Genomic DNA, 16557 nt, shown 5'->3' with positions numbered 1-16557 from the left:
TCGTAAACCCCTTGTTGGTAGGAGCCGGGGAGACAGGGTGGAAGCTCAGCGACCCGACTTGGGGTCGAGCGCGTCGCGCAGGCCGTCGCCGAAGAGGTTGAAGGCCAGCACGGTGATGAAGATCGCCATACCGGGGAAGAACATGAAGTGCGGCACGGTGTAGTACTTCGTGGCCGCCGCGAGCATGCCGCCCCAGGTCGCGGTGGGCGGCTGGATGCCGACCCCCAGGAACGACAGCGCCGCCTCGAACAGCACGTTGGTCGGGATCAGCAGCGTGGCGTAGATCAGGATCGGCGCGATCAGGTTCGGCAGGATCTCTCTGAACAGGATGTACGGCCCCCGCGCGCCCAGGCTCCGCGCCGCGTCGACGAACTCGCGTTCCCGCAGTGACAGCGTCTGTCCGCGGATGATGCGGGCGATGTAACCCCAGTTGAAGAAGCCGATGACGAAGATCAGCAGCAGGATGCGGAGGGTGTCGCCCTTCACTTGCAACTGGGTCTCGAACTGGCCGAGCACGCCCACCAGCGCCATGGCGAAGACCAGGACGGGGAAGGCGAGGAAGATGTCCATGAGCCGGCTGATGATCATGTCGACCCAGCCGCCGAAGTAGCCGGCGATGATGCCCATGACGGTCCCGATGAGGACCGAGAGGAGGGTGGCGAGGCCGGCGATCAGCAGGGAGATCCGGGCGCCGTACACGACGCGGCTGAACAGGTCGCGGCCGTTGACGGGTTCGACCCCGAACAGGTAGTCCCAGCTGATGCCGGAGCCGCCCTTGGGGATCATCGTGAGCGTGTCGATCTGGTCTTGGTTGAACTGGTTGGGCGGATGGCCGAACCAGCTCACGATCAATGGCGCGAAGACGGCGACCAGGATCAGGAAGACGATGACACCGGCACCGGTGAGGGCTACCTTGTCCCGCTTCAGGCGCATCCAGGCGATCTGTCCGAGCGACCGCCCCTGGATCGCCTTCGCGCCCGCTCCCTCGGCAACGGACTCCGGCGTGGCTTTCAGCTCATCGCCGGAGACGTCAAGTGGTGCGGTCATGCGTTGGGCCCCCTGGGTTCCAGACGACGTTGTGCCGACGGGAGCACGACACGTCCGGAGCGCTCCCATGTGGATCCAGACCCACATGGTGAGCGGGTCTCGGAGGCAGAATCTATGTGCTGATCTGCGTAAACAAGACCCAGTAGGCGCTATGTGGCCCAACTGTGATTCACGCGAAACTCATTCGTGTTGATCTTGAAGAGAATGTCGCGGTCCCTTTCCGGTTCTGTCGCGGATCTGTGACATTGCACTGGCCGGTAACTTGAGTCTCGCCATGCGAGATTTCCCGAGTCGGGCTCAGCTGATGCCACGCTTCTTCAAGATGTCCTCGATGTCGGAGAAGTCATCGTTCTTCGACTCGACGGGACGGGCCATCGGCTTGGTCACGTCCGCCGGCCGGCCCGGCTGGGCGGCCGGAGCGGGCTCGGAGCCCTTCCTCTCGTTCCGGGACCTGCGCCCCATCCGGAGGGTGCGGCCCCGCATGACCCCCGACACGAGGAACAAGACCACCGAAAGCCCCGCCAGCGCAACCCCCGCCCACACTGTGGGCGACAGCACCAGCCGGGTCACGAAGGTCACGATCGAGGCGACCATGTTCCAGAGCGTCTCCAGCACCCCGGTCAGATAGGCCGCCAGCGGCAGCAGCGCCCACGCGGTGGCGCGCAGCCCCGCGGCCGCCCCCCGGCGCCGGAACGCGAGGAACGCGAGCACCACTCCAACGGCGGTCAGCCCCGCGCACAACGGCAACCACGCGATATCGGCGAAGGTCATGCCGGCCCCCTCGGTTACAGCACGAGCTGCGGCCGTCCGCGTCTCGCGCTTGATCAGGAAAATTCACAATCGGCCTGATTTCCATCCTGTCACGTGGGTCTCCGGCGTGGGCTCCTCCCTGAGGAGGGCGCGACCCCTAGGCACTCCCCCGGGTTACCCCTGGGGGACCGTGGGGTTCACTCTGATCCGCCCGGACCGGCCTTTTCCTACCGTCGGAGGCATGTGGCCATTCATGGGGCGTACGGCCGAACGTGATCAGATCAGGGCGGCGGCCCGCGACGGGGGCGGGGTGCTGGTGGCGGGCCCGGCCGGATCGGGGCGGAGCCGGCTGCTCGCCGAGGCGCTGGCGCCCTTCTCCTTTCTTCTTGTCCGGGCCCGCGCGGCCGACGTGCCGTTCGGGGCCTTCGCCCACCTGCTGCCCGACCCGGGACACATCCCGGTCAACCCGGTGGTCTGGGCGGCCGGGGCCCTCCGGGCGGTTCCGCCGGTGCTGGCGGTCGACGACGCCCATCTGCTGGACCCCAGCTCGGCCGCCCTGGTCGCGCACCTGGCCGAGCACCACGGAACCACGCCGGTCGTCACGGCCAGGACGGGGGCGGTGCTGCCGGAGCCGGTCGCGGCCCTGTGGCGCGACGGCGCGCTGACCCGGATCGACCTCGACCCGATGACGGTCCGCGAGACCGGCCGCCTGCTGGCCGCCGCGCTGGGCGGCCCCGCCGACATCGCGACGGTACGCCGCTTCCACCACACCACCGGCGGCAACCCGCGTTTGATCACGGAACTGCTGCCGGGCACCGGCATGACCCTGACAGGCGGCGTCTGGCGGTGGGACGGCGAGCTGACCATGCCGCCCCGGCTGCGTCGGCTCCTGGAGGCCGAGCTGGCCGGGCTGACCCCGGCCGAGACCACGGCGATCGAGCTGGTCGCCCTGACCGAGCCGGTCGACCTGGACGTGTTACTCGACCTGGCCGACCACGCCGCCGTCGCCGGGCTGGAGCGCCGCGGCCTGGTCGCCGTGGTGCGGGACACCTCTCCCCCGCGGGTCCGGCTGGCCTGCCCGCTGCACGCCCACGTCGTGCGCGAGCGGGCCACGACGCTGGGCGTGCGCGACGGGCTGGCGCTGCTCGGCGGGGCCACGCCCCGCGTCGAGGGGCTGAGCGCCCGGGAGGCCGAGGTGGCCCGGCTGGCCTCCTGGAACCTGACCAACCGCGAGATCGCCGACTGGCTGGTGCTGTCGCCGCGTACCGTCGCCAACCACCTGTGCCGGGTCTACACGAAGCTGGGTGTGAACAACCGGGCCGACCTGGCGCCCCTGCTGGCCGCCTGACGCGTCAGAGAACGGGCTGGTACCTGCGAACGCCGAGGGGTTCGAAGTCGTAGAGCGCGTCGTTGATCTGGAGGCCGTCGACGGCGCCGAAGAAGGGGCCGTCCTGGCTGCCCTTGTTGAAGGCCACGCCGAAGGAGATCGCCGCGTCGGGCAGCTGGGCCTTCAGCAGGGCGAAGCTGCACGGCGAGGCCTGGGTGCAGCCCATCACGCCGGGGACCGGCCTGGTCAGGTACCACTTGCTGTTGACGGCGCTCGCGTCGTACCGCTGCCAGCGTCCGGCGGCCCGCACAGCGGGGGCCGAGGGGCTCGTCGACTCGCCGGGCAGGTAGACCAGGCTCGTGTAGTCGGCCGTGCCCAGGTTCGGGTCGACCTCCAGGTTGAGGGTGGGCGGATTGATCGTCGGGAACACGTCCTCGTCGGCCGCGGTGAAGATCCAGTAGCGGAGGACGTCGATGTCCGCGAGCCGCGTACCGGCGAAATCGGTCTCGTTGCCGAACTGGATGTGGTCGGCGTCGCCGCCGACGATGAAGCCGAGACTGCCGATTCCATAGGGCGGCGTCTGGGTGGCCGCCGGATCGGTGGGGGTGTCGCGTCCCCACGGGCCCAGGCGGAGGAACGCACTGGCGTTCCCCGCGGAGTTGCGGCCGATGACACCCCACTTCTCCGGCGAGTAGGGGTCGGCGGGCGTGGCGGCGGCGGGTGCGACCGCACCCGTCGCGGCCAGACCGGTGAACACGATCGCGCACGCGGCGAATCGCTGGAAACGCATGATGACTCCTGGTGAATTCCGGGTGGCTTTCGTCAGACGGCGGGAAGCGTCGCCCATGGCGTGCACGGCAGGGCGCCGGCCGTCGGCAGCGGCACATTGAGATTGGCCAGGTTCCCCAGACGGCACACGGTGAAGAAGATCCCGTCGCGCGTTTGCACGGTGACCCGCAAGGCGGTCGTCGTGGTGGGATCCGGAAGGTAATTCAGCCGGGAATCCTGGGCCACGGAGATGTGGGTGACACGACCGCCGCGGCTGCCCGACACCCGGCGCAGGTTGTGCCAGCCGGGGACCTCGCGCGGATCGTGCAGATAGGGGACGCCCTTGCGGGTCGTCACGGTGAAGACGAGGGGCTCGGCCAGGGACGTGACCTCGACGGCGGCGGAGTCAAGCGACGGCTCGGCCTTCGGGCGCACCGGTCTGGGGTGGGCGGCCCGGCTCTTCTTCGCGATGGTGTCGCCCTTCTTCGACACGGCGGCGTTCTTCCTGGCCAGGGCCGCGGTCTTCAGGGACAGGGCGTCGCCGTCGGTGATGTCCGTCCACGTCGGCTTCGGCCGCGGCGTGTCGGCGTGCGCGGGCGCGGCGGCGGCCAGAAATCCGAATAGGGAAACACCGACGGCCGTGCAGCCGTTTCTCGTGAATGCCTGCGCCATGCCGTGAATCGTTCGCAATGTGTGCACCTCTGCCGGAAATCCCACCGGGGTGGGAATGGACGATTCCGCCCACCCTGATTTCCGGCCGCCCGGACCACAAACGCAGCATGATTTTTCTTTGCGGGCTTATTGCGCCGAACAACCGGCGACATTCCCGCATAAAGCGATATTTCCGGTCAGGCCGAGACGAGCGATCTGATCAACGGCAGGTCGACGTCGAGGAGGGACTCGACGATCGTGCGCCGGGGGGCCGCCTCGATGGGCACCAGGTTGGGCACCGCGATGACGTGGCAGCCCGCGGCGGTGGCGGCGGCCACGCCGTTGGGCGAGTCTTCACAGACCACGGTGTGGCGCGGGTCGGCGCCGAGGAGGCGCAGGGCCAGCTCGTAGGGCTCCGGGTCGGGCTTGGTGCGGGTCACGTCGTCGGCGGTGACGATCACGTCGAAGTGGTGGCGGCCGATCGAGGCCAGCACGGCGTCGGCCATCGGCCGGAGCGAGGCGGTGACCAGGGCGGTGCGCACGCCCCCGGCCTTGACCTCGGTGAGCAGTTCGAGGGCGCCGGGCAGCGGCTCGACGCCGGACTCCAGCCGGGTCAGCATGCCGTCGAGCAACCAGCGGCCCACCACCTCGGGGGCGACGTCGGCCCCCGTCAGGCCGAGCATGTAGGCGACCGTGGTGTCCCACGATCCGCCGACCAGGCGCTCCTGATGGTCCGGGCCCCACTCTCCGCCGAGCCGTTCGACGACCTCGGCCTCGACGAGGCCCCACAGCTTCTCGGTGTCGACCAGCAGGCCGTCCATGTCGAAGAGAACGGCGTGCAGATGTTCGGACATTGGATTATCGGCCTCGGGGAGCAGTCGGGGTGTCGGCCCTCAGCTTATCGGTGGCCACGGATAACGCTCGGGGGCGCACTACAACTAGGCTGGGCCCACGACTATGTGAGGAGGCGGCTTGATCGAGCTCGAAGGGCTCCCTGAGCTCGTCGACCCGGTGCTGATCGCCGCGTTCGAAGGCTGGAACGATGCGGGTGAGGCGTCGAGCGCGGTGCTCGCCCACCTGGAGGCCGAGTGGAAGGCCACCCCGCTGGTGGAGCTCGACCCGGAAGACTATTACGACTTCCAGGTGACCCGCCCCATCGTGGAAATGGGCGAGGGCCTGACCCGGTCGATCACCTGGCCCACCACCCGCCTGCTGGTGGCCCGCCCCCCGGGGGCCAAGCGTGACGTCGTGCTGCTGCGCGGCATCGAGCCCAACATGCGCTGGCGCACGTTCTGCCAGGAGATCGTCGGGCTCTGCCACGAACTCGGCATCGAACTGGCCCTCCTCCTGGGCGCTCTGCTGAACGACTCCCCCCACACCCGGCCGGTGCCCATCGTGGGCTCGGTCAGCGACCCCGGCCTCGCCCGGGTTCTCAACCTCGAACTGACCAAGTACGAAGGCCCGACCGGCATCATCGGCGTGCTCCAGCACACCCTCGGCCACGCGGGCCTGCAGACGATCTCCCTGTGGGCCTCGGTGCCCCACTACGTCGCCCAGCCGCCCAACCCGAAGGCGACCCTGGCCCTGCTGCGCCGGGTCGAAGACCTCCTCGACATCCCGATGCCCTACGGCGAGCTGCCGGAAGAGGCCCGCGCCTGGGAGACCGGCGTCGACGAGCTGGCCGCCCAGGACTCCGAGGTCGCCGAATACGTCAAGGAGCTGGAGGAGCGCAAGGACGCCGCCGACCTGCCCGAGGCGAGCGGCGACGCGATCGCGGCGGAGTTCGAGCGTTACCTGCGGCGGCGCGACCGGGGCACCGACGGCTGACACCGGGCCGGGCCGCGAGCCGGTCGTCAGCGCCCGGCGGTTCGAGTCCTACGCCCGCTGGTCCACCTACCTCGCCGTCCGGGTTCCTCGTGGTCGCCGCGCTGACGATCGCCCTCGTCATCGGGAACGTCCTGGTCAGCCGGTGGAGCTTTGACGTCCTCGGCGGCCGGGCCCGGCGGCGGCCGCCCGGCTGGGTGGTGCCGTGGGCGCTGGTGCCGGTCGCGCTCGTGGTGGCGTCGGTCACGATCACGGCCGCGGTGCGAGGCGTGGTGATCGCGGCGGCGGTGGGGTCGGCGGCGGCGAGGTTTCGTGCCCGTCCTCGACGCGCGGCGCACCCTTCATCTGAACGGGGCGATCCTGCTGTCGGCCGTCCCGCCGGCGGCGGTGGCGGACCTCCCGCTCCTGGTCGTCGGGGCGGCCGTCGTCAGCGTCACCCTGTGGGCCTGCTGGTCGGGGGCGTGGATGTTGCGAATCCTGTGGGAGCTCCAGTGCGCCCACGACGACCGGGCCGCGCTCACCCTCGCAACCGGGCGGCTGCGCCACCACAGAATCGGCCACGAAGAGATCCACACCAACAGCCGCGAAGCCGGCCGCACGACCAGCCACGCGACCACCCGCGGAATCGGCCCGCACGGGCCACCGCTGAAGCGGCCGGGGAAGCGGATCCGAGATCGGCTGTGCGGTCCGTCGGCGCCGGGACGGGGCTTCGGGCGATGGCCGATCGGATCGGGGGGCTCGGGGGGCGGGTGTCCGCCCACCGTGACGTGGATCGGTTCGTCCTTGAGGCCGTGGTGCCCCATCCCGAGGGAGAACTTCGGTGACTCGTGCTCACCGGCGAGCGGCGCCGGGTCGGGCGTGGCGTGCTGGCCCTCGTGCTGCTGCTCGTCGGGCTGTTCGGCTTCGGCGGCGTGATCAGCCTTATCGGCTCGGCGGTCGATGAGTCGACGGGCCGCGCCAACCCGGTCTCGGGCGGCGCCGAGTTCACCCCGGCCTACCACGCCGCCAACCTCGTCTCGATCGCGCTGCTGATCCCGTGGAGCATGCTCCTCCAGCGGTGGTTGTACGGGGTGCGGGGCGCGTCCCTCAGCTCGGTGCTGTCGGTGTTCCGGCCCGCCGTGTTCGGCGCTCGGCCTGGAGACCTCCGTGGTCGTGCACGCCGCCAACAACACCCTGGTCTACCTGTTCATGCTCGTCACGCACGCCGACCCGCTCGCGGGGGCCGACCGGTCGGCGGGGGCCGGGTCGGCGATCATGCTGCTCCCCTGCGTCCTGCTGGTCGTGGTCACCGCCGTCGTCTGGGCGGGCACGCGGCGGACCGGTCCTGACTTGACACCGTGAGGATTCATCCGGTGGAAACCGGATGCTGGTTTTCCTGCCACTTCACCGCCCTTATGCGGTAATAATTAGCGCTTCCTTCCTCACAAGCGTCTTCTGTGGACTGCGCGCACAAGGGCGAAAATGGTAACTCCCTCCCCACCTCCGCACCATTCTTCTCAGGAAACCCGTCGGCGTGTCCTCGACATGGCGATGCGGATGAAAACGGGCACCGCCGAACCGATCGGAACCGCCACTCCCCAGATCCGGGGCACCACCCCGGCTCAGGCGGTCGAGACGTTCCTGGCCCTGCTGCAGGACCGGCTGCCGGCCTGGCTCCGGCTGCTGCACGACCTCCGCCCCGGGCACGGCGACGTGACCGGGAACCTGCGGCCGGTCGCGCTGGCCGGCATCCACTACTACACGGAGATCCAGGCCGCAGCCCTCCCGGCCTTCGTCTCCCCGATCCTCACGGTCCGCTTCCGGCAGGCCATGCGGGACTCGGAGCTCGGGCCCGAGGGCGAGGTGCTGCCGCTGGCGGCCTACCTCGCCGGCGAGCAGGAGCTCGGGCGGGTCAGGGCCGACGTGCACCCCGAGTCCAGCGCCCGGCTGCTGCTGGCCGGCTGTTTCCGGCACGCCTACTACGAGATCTTCACCGGCGCCGACTCGGAGCCGTCGCGGCCCGAGGCGGCCGAGGCGATCGTGCGGGAGCTGCGGCTGGATCCCTGACGCGCCTCGTCGTACCGGTGCCAGACCAGCCTGGCCAGGTCGTCGTCGACGCCCAGCGGGGCGCTGACCACGTCGGCGCCGCTCTCGGCCAGGCGGGTGTGGAACAGGCCGGGGGCCAGCAGGTAGGAGGCCACCACCGTCCGGGGGGCCGGGCCTCTGCGGACCTCGGCCACCGCCTCGGTGATGCCCGGCCGGCCCGCCGACGCGAACGCGGCGGTGACCGGGCGGGAGAGGCGTACCGACAGAAGGCGGGCGGCCGCCCGCACGGCGGCGAGGGCGGCCGGGTCGGACGAGCCGGCCGCGCCCAGGATCACCGCGTCACGGGGTCGCAGCCCGGCGGCGGCCAGCCGCCGGGCCAGCACCGAGGTGAGCAGGGGGTGCGGACCGAGCGGGCCCGCGACGACGGCGTCGGGACGCACCCGGGCGATCACCTCGGGCAGGTCGATGTGGACGTGGTAGCCCCCCGCGAGCAGCAACGGCACCACCACGACCGGGCCCGCGACCTCGGCGAGCACCCGATCCAGCGGCGGGTCGCTCAGCTCCAGGAAGGCGAGCCGGGCCGGGCTCCCCGGGCGGGTCCGCCGCACCCGCCCGGCCAGGTCGGCGAGGACGGCGTCCCATTCGGGGTTGCGGGCGCCGTGGGCCGCCATGACGAGGGTCGTCACACGTCTTCCCGGTCACAGGCCAGGCGGTAGCCGCGCTTGACGACCGTCTCGACGATGCCGCTGGGGCCCAGGGCGCGGCGCAGCCGGGTGATGGCCATCTCGACGGCGTGCTCGGCCGAGTCGCGGGAGGGGCCGCCGGGCAGCACCATCCGCAGGTCGCCCCGGGCCACGACGTGGCCGGGCCGGTCGGCGAGCCGCTTCAGCACCGCCATCGGCGCCGGGGGCAGCGGCTTGAGCTCGCCGTCGACGACCACCGCGTGGCCCCGGATCTCCAGTTCGTGACCCCCGGCGGTGAGCCGGGTGACGCTGTTCTCCGGCAGGTGCCGGGCCAGCGTGCGGGCCAGCGAGCCGAGCCGCGACCGCTCCGGCTGGATCACCGGCACGCCCTTGGCGACCAGCGGCTGCGCGGTGACCGGCCCGACGCAGGCCGCCGTCACCGGGCCGCGGAAGGCGGCGAGCAGGGCCTCCTCCAGCCCGTCGGCGCGGGCGGCGTTGAGCATGGCGTGCACGGCCGGGGCGCTGGTGAACGCGACCGCGTCGATCGCGCCGGAGGCGACCTGGCTGACCAGGCGGCGCAGCGGCGAGGTGTCGCGGTAGGGCAGCCACTGGTAGACGGGCACCTCGATGACCTCGGCCCCGGCGGCGCGCAGGTCGGCGACGAAGCCGGTCAGCGGCTCGCCGTGCAGCTGGACCGCGATGCGGCGGCCGCGCAGGTCCTGGCTCAGCAGGTAGCGCAGGACCTCCTCGCACGACTCGGTCGCGGGCGTCCAGTGGTCGGTGAGTCCGGCGGCCCGGACGGCGCCGCGCGCCTTGGGGCCGCGGGTGAGCAGCCGGGCGTCGGCCAGGCGGGCGGTCAGGTGGCCGGCCAGCCCCCAGCCCTCGGCGGCGGCGACCCAGCCGCGGAACCCGACGCCGGTGGTGACGACCACGTCGTCGACCGGTGTGGCCAGGCACTCGCGGGTGGCGGACATCAGGTCGACGTCCTCCGTCAGCGGCACCAGCCGGATCGCGGGCGCCCTCACCACGCGCGCGCCCCGGCGTTCGAGCAGCGCCGAGAACTCCTCGCGACGGCGGGTGGCGGTGACGCCGATCGTGAAGCCGGACAGCGCGTTCGGCGCGGTCTCCGGAGACAGCCCCTCGGCCAGTGTGGCCAGTTGCGTCTCTTCGAGCAGTGCGGTCATTTGACGCTCACCTCAACCATCCCCATGGTGACGCGAATCGGAAATGTCGGAATCACAGTCCCGGGATCGTCCAGGCAGACCCCGCTGGTGAGCGAGAACACCTGTTTGTGCATCGGGGAGGCCACGGTCGGCTCCCCGTTCCTGGTGCCGACGATCCCCCGGGACAGGATGTAGGCACCGCTGAAGGGGTCCCGGTTGCCGATGGCGTACAGGGACCCGTCGTGGGTTCGGAACACGGCCACCTGCTCGCCGCCGATCAGGGCACAGGCGCCGCGCTCGGGCAGCAGGTCGGAGAGGGGGCACACGGCCTCCCACACGCGCTGGGGCAGCGGCATCGTCGTCATCGGCTCGTCACCTGCAGGATCTCGGGCTTGATCTGGTCGCGCTCGGTGGTGAAGGTGATCGACGGGTCGGGCGTGCCGGGCGCGTTCACGAAGCTGACGAAGCGGCGCAGCTTCACCGGGTCGTCGAGGGTGGCCCGCCACTCGTCGGCGTAGGTCGCGACGTGGGCGGCCATCTGGGCGTCGAGGTCGGCGCAGATGCCCAGGGCGTCGTCCATGACGATCTCGCGGAGCCGGTCGAGGCCGCCTTCGAGGTTCTCCAGCCACGCGGAGGTGCGCTGGAGACGGTCGGCGGTGCGGATGTAGAACATCAGGAACCGGTCGATCGTGCGGATGAGGGTCGGGGTGTCGACGTCCTGGACCAGCAGGTCGGCGTGGCGGGGGGTGAAGCCGCCGTTGCCGCCGACGTAGAGGTTCCAGCCCTTCTCGGTGGCGATGATGCCGAAGTCCTTCGACCGGGCCTCGGCGCACTCGCGGGCGCAGCCGCTGACGGCCGACTTCAGCTTGTGCGGCGAGCGCAGGCCGCGGTAGCGCAGCTCCAGGTCGATGGCGAGGGTCACCGAGTCCTGTACGCCGTAACGGCACCAGGTGGAGCCGACGCACGACTTCACCGTGCGCAGGGCCTTGCCGTAGGCGTGGCCCGACTCGAATCCGGCGTCGACCAGACGCTGCCAGATGCGGGGCAGCTCTTCGACGCGGGCGCCGAACAGGTCGATGCGCTGGCCTCCAGTGATCTTGGTGTACAGGCCGAAGTCGCGGGCGACCTCGCCGATCACGATCAGTTTCTCTGGGGTGATCTCGCCCCCCGGGATCCGGGGCACGATCGAGTATGTCCCATTTTTCTGTAGGTTAGCTAGGAAATGGTCGTTGGTGTCCTGCAGGGCGGCCTGTTCGCCCTCCAGGACGTGACCGTTGTGCAGCGACGCCAGGATCGAGGCCACCACGGGCTTGCAGATGTCGCAGCCCCGCCCGGTCCCGTGCTCGTCGATGAGCTGGGTGAACGTGGTGATGCCGCGGACCTGGACGATCGTGAACAACTCGGCCCGGCTGTGCGTGAAGTGCTCGCACAGGCCCGTCCCGGTGTCGACGCCCGACTCCGTGAGGATCTTCTTCAGCAGCGGCACGCAGCTGCCGCAGGTGGTGCCGGCGCGGGTGCAGGCCTTGACCCCGGCGACGTCGGTGAGGTTGTGCTCCTTGATGGCCGCGGTGACATCGTTCTTGGTCACGTTGTTGCACGAGCAGACCGGCGCGTCCCCCGGCAGCTCCACGGCGACCGGGCTGAACAGCAGGTCGCTCGGGGCGGCCGGCAGCTCGGACCCGACGAACGAGCGCAGCGTGGCGTAGGGGGCGGCGTCGCCGACGCAGATGCCGCCGAGCAGGGTCGAGGCGTCGTCGCTGACGAACAGCTTCTTGTAGACCCCGGCGACCGGGTCGAGGTAGGTGACGTCGAGGGCCCCCGCCATCGCGCCGAACTGGGCCACCTCGACGCCGAGCAGCTTGAGCTTGGTCGAAAGGTCGGCGCCGGTGAACGCGGCCGAGCCGCCCATGATGCGGTCGGCGGCCACCTCGGCCATCGTCATGCACGGCGCGACCAGGCCGTAGATCTGACCGTTGTGCAGGGCGCACTCGCCGATGGCGAGGATCGACGGGTCGCTGGTGCGCATGCCGTCGTCGACCACGATGCCGCCGCGCTCCCCGACCTGGAGCCCGGCGCCCCTGGCCAGCTCGTCGCGGGGCCGGATGCCCGCGGAGAACACCACGACCTGGGCGTCGATGACACCCTTGTCCGGGGTCAGCAGGCCGGTGACGCGGTCGTCGCCCTCGATGCGGGTGACGCCCGAGCCGGTGTGCACGGTCAGGCCGAGGGCCTCGACGTGCCTCTTCAGCACGGCGCCGCCGCCCTCGTCGACCTGGCGGGGCATCAGCCACGGGCTCATCTCGACGATGTGGGTCTGCAGGCCCAGCCCCCGGAGGGCGTCGGCGGCCTCCAGGCCGAGCAGGCCGCCGCCCACGACGACGCCGGCCGTGGCCGTCTTCGCGGAGGCCCTGATGGCGTCGAGGTCGTCGATGGTCCGGTAGACGTGGCAACCGTCCAGGTCGCGTCCGGGCACCGGCGGCACGAACGGCGCCGAGCCGGTCGCCAGGACCAGCACGTCGTAGGGGATCGTGCCGTTGACCGTCTTGGCGGCCGGCTCGATCGAGACGACCTTCGTGTCGACGAAGGTCGTGACCCCGGGGATCTCGGGGTACATGAGGTCGCGGCCCTCTGTCAGATGGGTGGTGAGGGCCACCCGGTCGTACGCGCCCCGGGGCTCCTCCCCGAGGATCGTCACCGAACCGGTGAAGCCCCGGGTCGTGAGGGTCTCGGCCAGCCGGTGCGCGGACGGGCCATTACCGACGATGAGAACGCGGGTCATGCGCTCGCCCCTTCCTGTTCGCACAGCCATTCCACGATTCCGCCGACCGTCTCGGCGCAACTGCCGCAGCCGGTGGTCGCCCGGGTCGCCGCCGCCACGGCGGCCACGTCGCGGGCACCGGCCTCCCAGCAGGCCCTGATCTGTCCCTTCGTCACGTTGTTGCAGCGGCAGACCTGGGCCGCGTCGGGCATGCGTACCGGACTGGGACTGACCGGCGCCGCCCCCGACAGAGCGGGGAACAGCAGCCCGGCCCGGTCGGCGGGGAGCGGGCCGCCCCGGTCGTAGAGCTGGGTGAGCGTGCCGACCGTGGCCGGGTCGCCCACGAGGATCGCGCCGACCAGGCGGCCGTCGCGGATGACGAGCTTGCGGTAGGTGCCGCCGCGCCGGTGGGTGAAGCTCACGATCTCGGCGTCGGCGTCGGTCAGGTGGGTCTCGCCCATCGCGGCCAGTTCGACGCTCTTGGCCTTGAGCCGGGTGACCAGGCGCGAACCCCGGTAGCGGGCCCGCGCGTCGGCGCCGGTGACGAGGTCGGCGACGATGGCGGCCTGCTCCCAGCAGGGCGCGACCAGCCCGTAGACCTGGCCGTCGTGCTGGGCGCACTCCCCGATGGCGAAGATCGCCGGGTCGTCGGTACGCATCTCGTCGTCGACGACGATCCCGCGTTCGACGTGCAGACCGGCGTCCTCGGCCAGCCCGGTGACCGGCCGGACCCCGCACGCCGCCACGACCAGGTCGGCCTCGACGTGGCCGGTGGTCAGCTCGACCTTGCCGTCGGTGATCCCGGTGACGGAGACGCCGGTCATGATCTCGACGCCGAGCCCTTCGAGGGTGTCGCCGAGCACCTGCCCGGCCTCCTGGTCGAGCTGGCGGTCCATCAGGTGGCCCTTGAGGTGGAGCAGGGTGACCGGCAGGCCGCGCCCGGCCAGGCCGCGGGCGGCCTCGACGCCGAGCAGCCCGCCGCCGATGACGACGGCCCGCCGGGCCTCCTTGGCCGCCGCGAGGATGCGCTCGCAGTCGTCCATGGTGCGGAACGCGATGGCCCGTTCGGCGCCGGGGACGTCCGGGACGACCGGCCGGCTGCCGGTGGCCAGCACCAGCACGCTGTAGGGCGTGCGCCCCCCGTCGGCCGTGATGACGCACCGGGTCTCCCGGTCGATCGCGACGACCTCGGTGCCGAGGTGGACGGTCACGTTGTGGTCGGTGTACCAGGAGGGCCCGTGCAGGCGCACCTGGTCGGCCCGCGTGGTGCCGGCCAGCACGTTGGACAGCAGCACCCGGTTGTACGGAGCCCGCTCCTCCGCCCCGAACACGGTCACCCGCGCCTTCTTGTCGCGCGCGCGCACCTCGCTGACCAGGCGGGCTCCGGCCATGCCGTTGCCCACCACGACGATGCCCCTCATCGGCCACCTCCCACGACCGCGAGGTTGACCGCGCACACCTTGAACTCCGGCATGCGCGAGACCGGGTCGAGCGCCGGATTGGTCAGCCGGTTGGGACCCTCCCAGTGGAAGGGCAGGAAAACGGTGTCGGCCCGGATCGCCGCGCTGATCCGGGCCGTCGCCTCGGTGACCCCCCGCCGGCCGGTCACCCTGACCAGGTCGCCCGGGCGGATGCCGAGATGGTCGGCCAGGTCGGGGTGGAGTTCCAGGAACGGCTCGGGGGCGGCCTGGACGAGGTCGGCCACCCTGCGGGTCTGCGCGCCGCTCTGGTAGTGCGCCAGCAGGCGGCCGGTGGTCAGGTAGTAGGGGTAGTCGGCGTCGACGTCCTCGACGGGCGGCCGGTGGTCGACGACGACCATGCGGGCCCTCCCGTCGGGGGTGGGGAACCGGTCGAGGAAGATCCTCGGGGTGCCGGGGTGGTCGTCGGCGGGGCACGGCCAGAAGACGCCGCCCTGGTCGGCGATCTTCTCGTACGTGATGCCCGAGTAGTCGGCCAGACCGCCGGCGCTGGCCCGGCGCAGCTCGTCGAAGACGGTGCGGGGGTCGGCCGGGAACGAGCCGCCCCGGCCGAGGCGGTCGGCCAGGCCGGAGAGGATCTCCAGGTCGCTCCGCACCCCCGAGGGCGGAGCGACGGCCCGGCGGCGCAGCAGCACGCGCCCTTCGAGGTTGGTCATCGTGCCCGCCTCCTCGGCCCACTGGGCCGTGGGCAGGACGACGGTGGCCAGCTCGGCGGTGTCGGAGAGCACGAAGTCGGCCACCACCAGCAGGTCGAGCGCCGCCAGCCGCCCGGCCACGTGACCGGAGCGGGGCGAGGAGACGACCGGGTTGGAGCCGAACAGCAGCAGGCCCTTCGGGCCTTCGGGGGTGCCCAGCGCGTCGAGCAGCTCGTAGGCCGAGCGGCCGGGGCCGGGCAGGTCGGCGGGGTCGACGCCCCAGACGGCGGCCACGTGGGCGCGGGCCGCCGGGTCGTCGATCTTGCGGTAGCCGGGGAGCTGGTCGGCCTTCTGCCCGTGCTCCCGGCCGCCCTGGCCGTTGCCCTGGCCGGTGACGCAGCCGTAGCCGGACCCGGGGCGGCCGGGCAGGCCGAGCGTGAGCGCCAGGTTGATGTAGGCGGTGACCGTGTCGGTGCCCTTGGCGTGCTGCTCGGCGCCGCGCCCGGTGAGCACGACGGCGTTGCCCGCCTCGGCGAGCATCGCGACGGCCCGGCGCATGTCCGCGACCGGCACGCCGGTGACCCGCTCGGCGCGTTCGGGCCACCAGGCCGCGACGCTGTCGCGGACCGCGTCGAAGCCGGTCGTGCGGGCGGCCACGTACTCCTCGGAGACGTGGCCGTCGGCGATGGCGATGTGCAGCAGCGCGAGGGCCAGGGCCAGGTCGGTGCCCGGGGTGTTCTGCAGGTGCAGGGCGGCCAGCCGCGCGGTGGCGGTCTCGCGGGGGTCGACGACGATGAGCCCGGCCGGGTTGAGGTGGCGCACGAAGGGCGGCATGGTCTCGGCGACGTTGCCGCCCGCCAGCAGCACCGCGTCGGCCCCGGCCAGGTCGGTGATCGGAAAGGGCAGGCCCCGGTCGAGGCCGAAGGCCCGGTTGGTCGCCGCGGCGGCCGACGACATGCAGAACCGGCCGTTGTAGTCGATCTGGCTGGTGCGCAGCGCGACCCGGGCGAACTTGCCGAGCTGGTAGGCCTTCTCGTTGGTCAGCCCGCCGCCGCCGAAGACGGCGATCGCGTCGGGGCCGTGCGCGTCCTGGATCCTGGCGATGCGGGAGGCGGCGTACCCGAGGGCCTCGTCCCAGCCCGCCGGCTTGCCGTGGATGAGGGGCGTGGTCAGCCGGTGCGGCGAGCCCAGCAGCGCGCCGGCGGTCCAGCCCTTCTGGCACAGGCCGCCCTGGTTGGCCGGCACGTCGTCGCGCGGGGTGATCTCGACCTGGGTGGTCTCGGCCGGGGTGACGTGCATGCCGCACTGCAGGGCGCAGTACGGGCAGTGCGTGGCCGTCCCCGCGGGCAGCGGCGACATCACAGACGCCGGAGCGGAAAGTGAGAACGGCATGGGTCCGATGGTGCTTTCAGGCGGTTTCACCGCTGGGTCCCTTCTGTTACCGCTGT

At 71.7% G+C, this 16557-nt stretch carries 16 protein-coding genes; 5 read left to right on the top strand and 11 right to left on the bottom strand.

The window, feature by feature from the left end:
- Positions 1-45: 45 nt before the first annotated feature.
- The gene (locus GT755_RS31405) at positions 46-1047 is read right to left on the bottom strand and encodes an ABC transporter permease (RefSeq protein ID WP_161483199.1); all 1002 of its coding nucleotides are present in this window, start codon (positions 1045-1047) and stop codon (positions 46-48) included.
- A 297-nt stretch (positions 1048-1344) separates the two neighbouring features.
- Positions 1345-1818 carry a cellulose synthase gene (locus GT755_RS31400; protein WP_161483198.1) on the bottom strand — a complete coding sequence of 158 codons (474 nt, stop codon included), beginning with the start codon at positions 1816-1818 and terminating at the stop codon, positions 1345-1347.
- A 220-nt stretch (positions 1819-2038) separates the two neighbouring features.
- Here GT755_RS31400 and GT755_RS31395 point away from each other — a divergent pair, with 220 nt between their 5' ends.
- A complete protein-coding gene (locus GT755_RS31395) occupies positions 2039-3145 on the top strand; it encodes a helix-turn-helix transcriptional regulator (RefSeq protein ID WP_161483197.1) in 1107 nt (368 codons plus the stop codon).
- Positions 3146-3149: 4 nt separating this feature from the next.
- On the opposite strand, the gene GT755_RS31390 is transcribed toward GT755_RS31395, so the two are convergent.
- From GT755_RS31390 to GT755_RS31380, 3 genes are all read right to left on the bottom strand, one after another.
- Positions 3150-3914, bottom strand: a complete 765-nt coding sequence (locus tag GT755_RS31390; protein ID WP_161483196.1) for a hypothetical protein — start codon at positions 3912-3914, stop codon at positions 3150-3152.
- Positions 3915-3946: 32 nt separating this feature from the next.
- Entirely contained in the window at positions 3947-4609 is a 663-nt protein-coding gene (locus GT755_RS31385) for a hypothetical protein (protein WP_161483195.1), read from the bottom strand.
- A gap of 131 nt (positions 4610-4740) precedes the next feature.
- Positions 4741-5397, bottom strand: a complete 657-nt coding sequence (locus tag GT755_RS31380) for an HAD family hydrolase (RefSeq protein ID WP_161483194.1) — start codon at positions 5395-5397, stop codon at positions 4741-4743.
- A gap of 118 nt (positions 5398-5515) precedes the next feature.
- Here GT755_RS31380 and GT755_RS31375 point away from each other — a divergent pair, with 118 nt between their 5' ends.
- From GT755_RS31375 to GT755_RS31360, 4 genes are all read left to right on the top strand, one after another.
- The gene (locus GT755_RS31375) at positions 5516-6370 is read left to right on the top strand and encodes a PAC2 family protein (RefSeq protein ID WP_161483193.1); all 855 of its coding nucleotides are present in this window, start codon (positions 5516-5518) and stop codon (positions 6368-6370) included.
- Positions 6371-6679: 309 nt separating this feature from the next.
- Positions 6680-7282 carry a hypothetical protein gene (locus GT755_RS38825; RefSeq protein ID WP_202610803.1) on the top strand — a complete coding sequence of 201 codons (603 nt, stop codon included), beginning with the start codon at positions 6680-6682 and terminating at the stop codon, positions 7280-7282.
- A gap of 231 nt (positions 7283-7513) precedes the next feature.
- Complete coding sequence (locus GT755_RS40145; RefSeq protein ID WP_235967810.1) at positions 7514-7708, top strand: hypothetical protein; 195 nt, start codon at positions 7514-7516, stop codon at positions 7706-7708.
- A 195-nt stretch (positions 7709-7903) separates the two neighbouring features.
- Complete coding sequence (locus tag GT755_RS31360) at positions 7904-8413, top strand: hypothetical protein (RefSeq protein ID WP_161483192.1); 510 nt, start codon at positions 7904-7906, stop codon at positions 8411-8413.
- Here GT755_RS31360 and GT755_RS31355 read toward each other — a convergent pair.
- Genes GT755_RS31355 through GT755_RS31330 form a run of 6 tightly spaced genes read right to left on the bottom strand, consistent with a single transcriptional unit; the run spans position 8326 to position 16501 of the window.
- Complete coding sequence (locus GT755_RS31355; protein WP_161483191.1) at positions 8326-9078, bottom strand: sirohydrochlorin chelatase; 753 nt, start codon at positions 9076-9078, stop codon at positions 8326-8328. The genes GT755_RS31360 and GT755_RS31355 overlap by 88 nt on opposite strands.
- Positions 9075-10259 carry a uroporphyrinogen-III synthase gene (locus GT755_RS31350; protein WP_161483190.1) on the bottom strand — a complete coding sequence of 395 codons (1185 nt, stop codon included), beginning with the start codon at positions 10257-10259 and terminating at the stop codon, positions 9075-9077. Before GT755_RS31350 ends, GT755_RS31355 begins: the two co-directional genes overlap by 4 nt.
- Entirely contained in the window at positions 10256-10603 is a 348-nt protein-coding gene (gene nirD / locus GT755_RS31345; protein WP_161483189.1) for a nitrite reductase small subunit NirD, read from the bottom strand. The genes GT755_RS31350 and nirD overlap by 4 nt, the downstream gene beginning before the upstream one ends.
- Positions 10600-13017, bottom strand: coding sequence for a nitrite reductase large subunit NirB (gene nirB, locus GT755_RS31340; protein WP_161483188.1), 2418 nt, complete (start codon positions 13015-13017; stop codon positions 10600-10602). The genes nirD and nirB overlap by 4 nt, the downstream gene beginning before the upstream one ends.
- Complete coding sequence (locus tag GT755_RS31335) at positions 13014-14417, bottom strand: FAD-dependent oxidoreductase (protein ID WP_161483187.1); 1404 nt, start codon at positions 14415-14417, stop codon at positions 13014-13016. The genes nirB and GT755_RS31335 overlap by 4 nt, the downstream gene beginning before the upstream one ends.
- On the bottom strand, positions 14414-16501 hold the full coding sequence (locus GT755_RS31330; protein WP_161483186.1) for a molybdopterin oxidoreductase family protein: 2088 nt from the start codon (positions 16499-16501) through the stop codon (positions 14414-14416). Before GT755_RS31330 ends, GT755_RS31335 begins: the two co-directional genes overlap by 4 nt.
- Between the last annotated feature and the right edge of the window lie 56 nt (positions 16502-16557).

The sequence above is a fragment of the Herbidospora solisilvae genome, assembly GCF_009901565.1.
GTDB lineage: Bacteria > Actinomycetota > Actinomycetes > Streptosporangiales > Streptosporangiaceae > Herbidospora > Herbidospora solisilvae.
This window is presented reverse-complemented; position numbering and strand designations above follow the sequence as displayed.

Bases quoted from the DNA above. Each gene is read 5' to 3' on its own strand.
- nirD (WP_161483189.1), bottom strand. From the start codon at position 10,603: ATGACGACGATGCCGCTGCCCCAGCGCGTGTGGGAGGCCGTGTGCCCC.
- GT755_RS31360 (WP_161483192.1), top strand. From the start codon at position 7,904: ATGAAAACGGGCACCGCCGAACCGATCGGAACCGCCACTCCCCAGATC.
- GT755_RS31405 (WP_161483199.1), bottom strand. From the start codon at position 1,047: ATGACCGCACCACTTGACGTCTCCGGCGATGAGCTGAAAGCCACGCCG.
- GT755_RS31350 (WP_161483190.1), bottom strand. From the start codon at position 10,259: ATGACCGCACTGCTCGAAGAGACGCAACTGGCCACACTGGCCGAGGGG.
- GT755_RS31335 (WP_161483187.1), bottom strand. From the start codon at position 14,417: ATGAGGGGCATCGTCGTGGTGGGCAACGGCATGGCCGGAGCCCGCCTG.
- GT755_RS31395 (WP_161483197.1), top strand. From the start codon at position 2,039: ATGTGGCCATTCATGGGGCGTACGGCCGAACGTGATCAGATCAGGGCG.
- GT755_RS31390 (WP_161483196.1), bottom strand. From the start codon at position 3,914: ATGCGTTTCCAGCGATTCGCCGCGTGCGCGATCGTGTTCACCGGTCTG.
- GT755_RS31400 (WP_161483198.1), bottom strand. From the start codon at position 1,818: ATGACCTTCGCCGATATCGCGTGGTTGCCGTTGTGCGCGGGGCTGACC.
- GT755_RS31380 (WP_161483194.1), bottom strand. From the start codon at position 5,397: ATGTCCGAACATCTGCACGCCGTTCTCTTCGACATGGACGGCCTGCTG.
- GT755_RS31330 (WP_161483186.1), bottom strand. From the start codon at position 16,501: ATGCCGTTCTCACTTTCCGCTCCGGCGTCTGTGATGTCGCCGCTGCCC.
- nirB (WP_161483188.1), bottom strand. From the start codon at position 13,017: ATGACCCGCGTTCTCATCGTCGGTAATGGCCCGTCCGCGCACCGGCTG.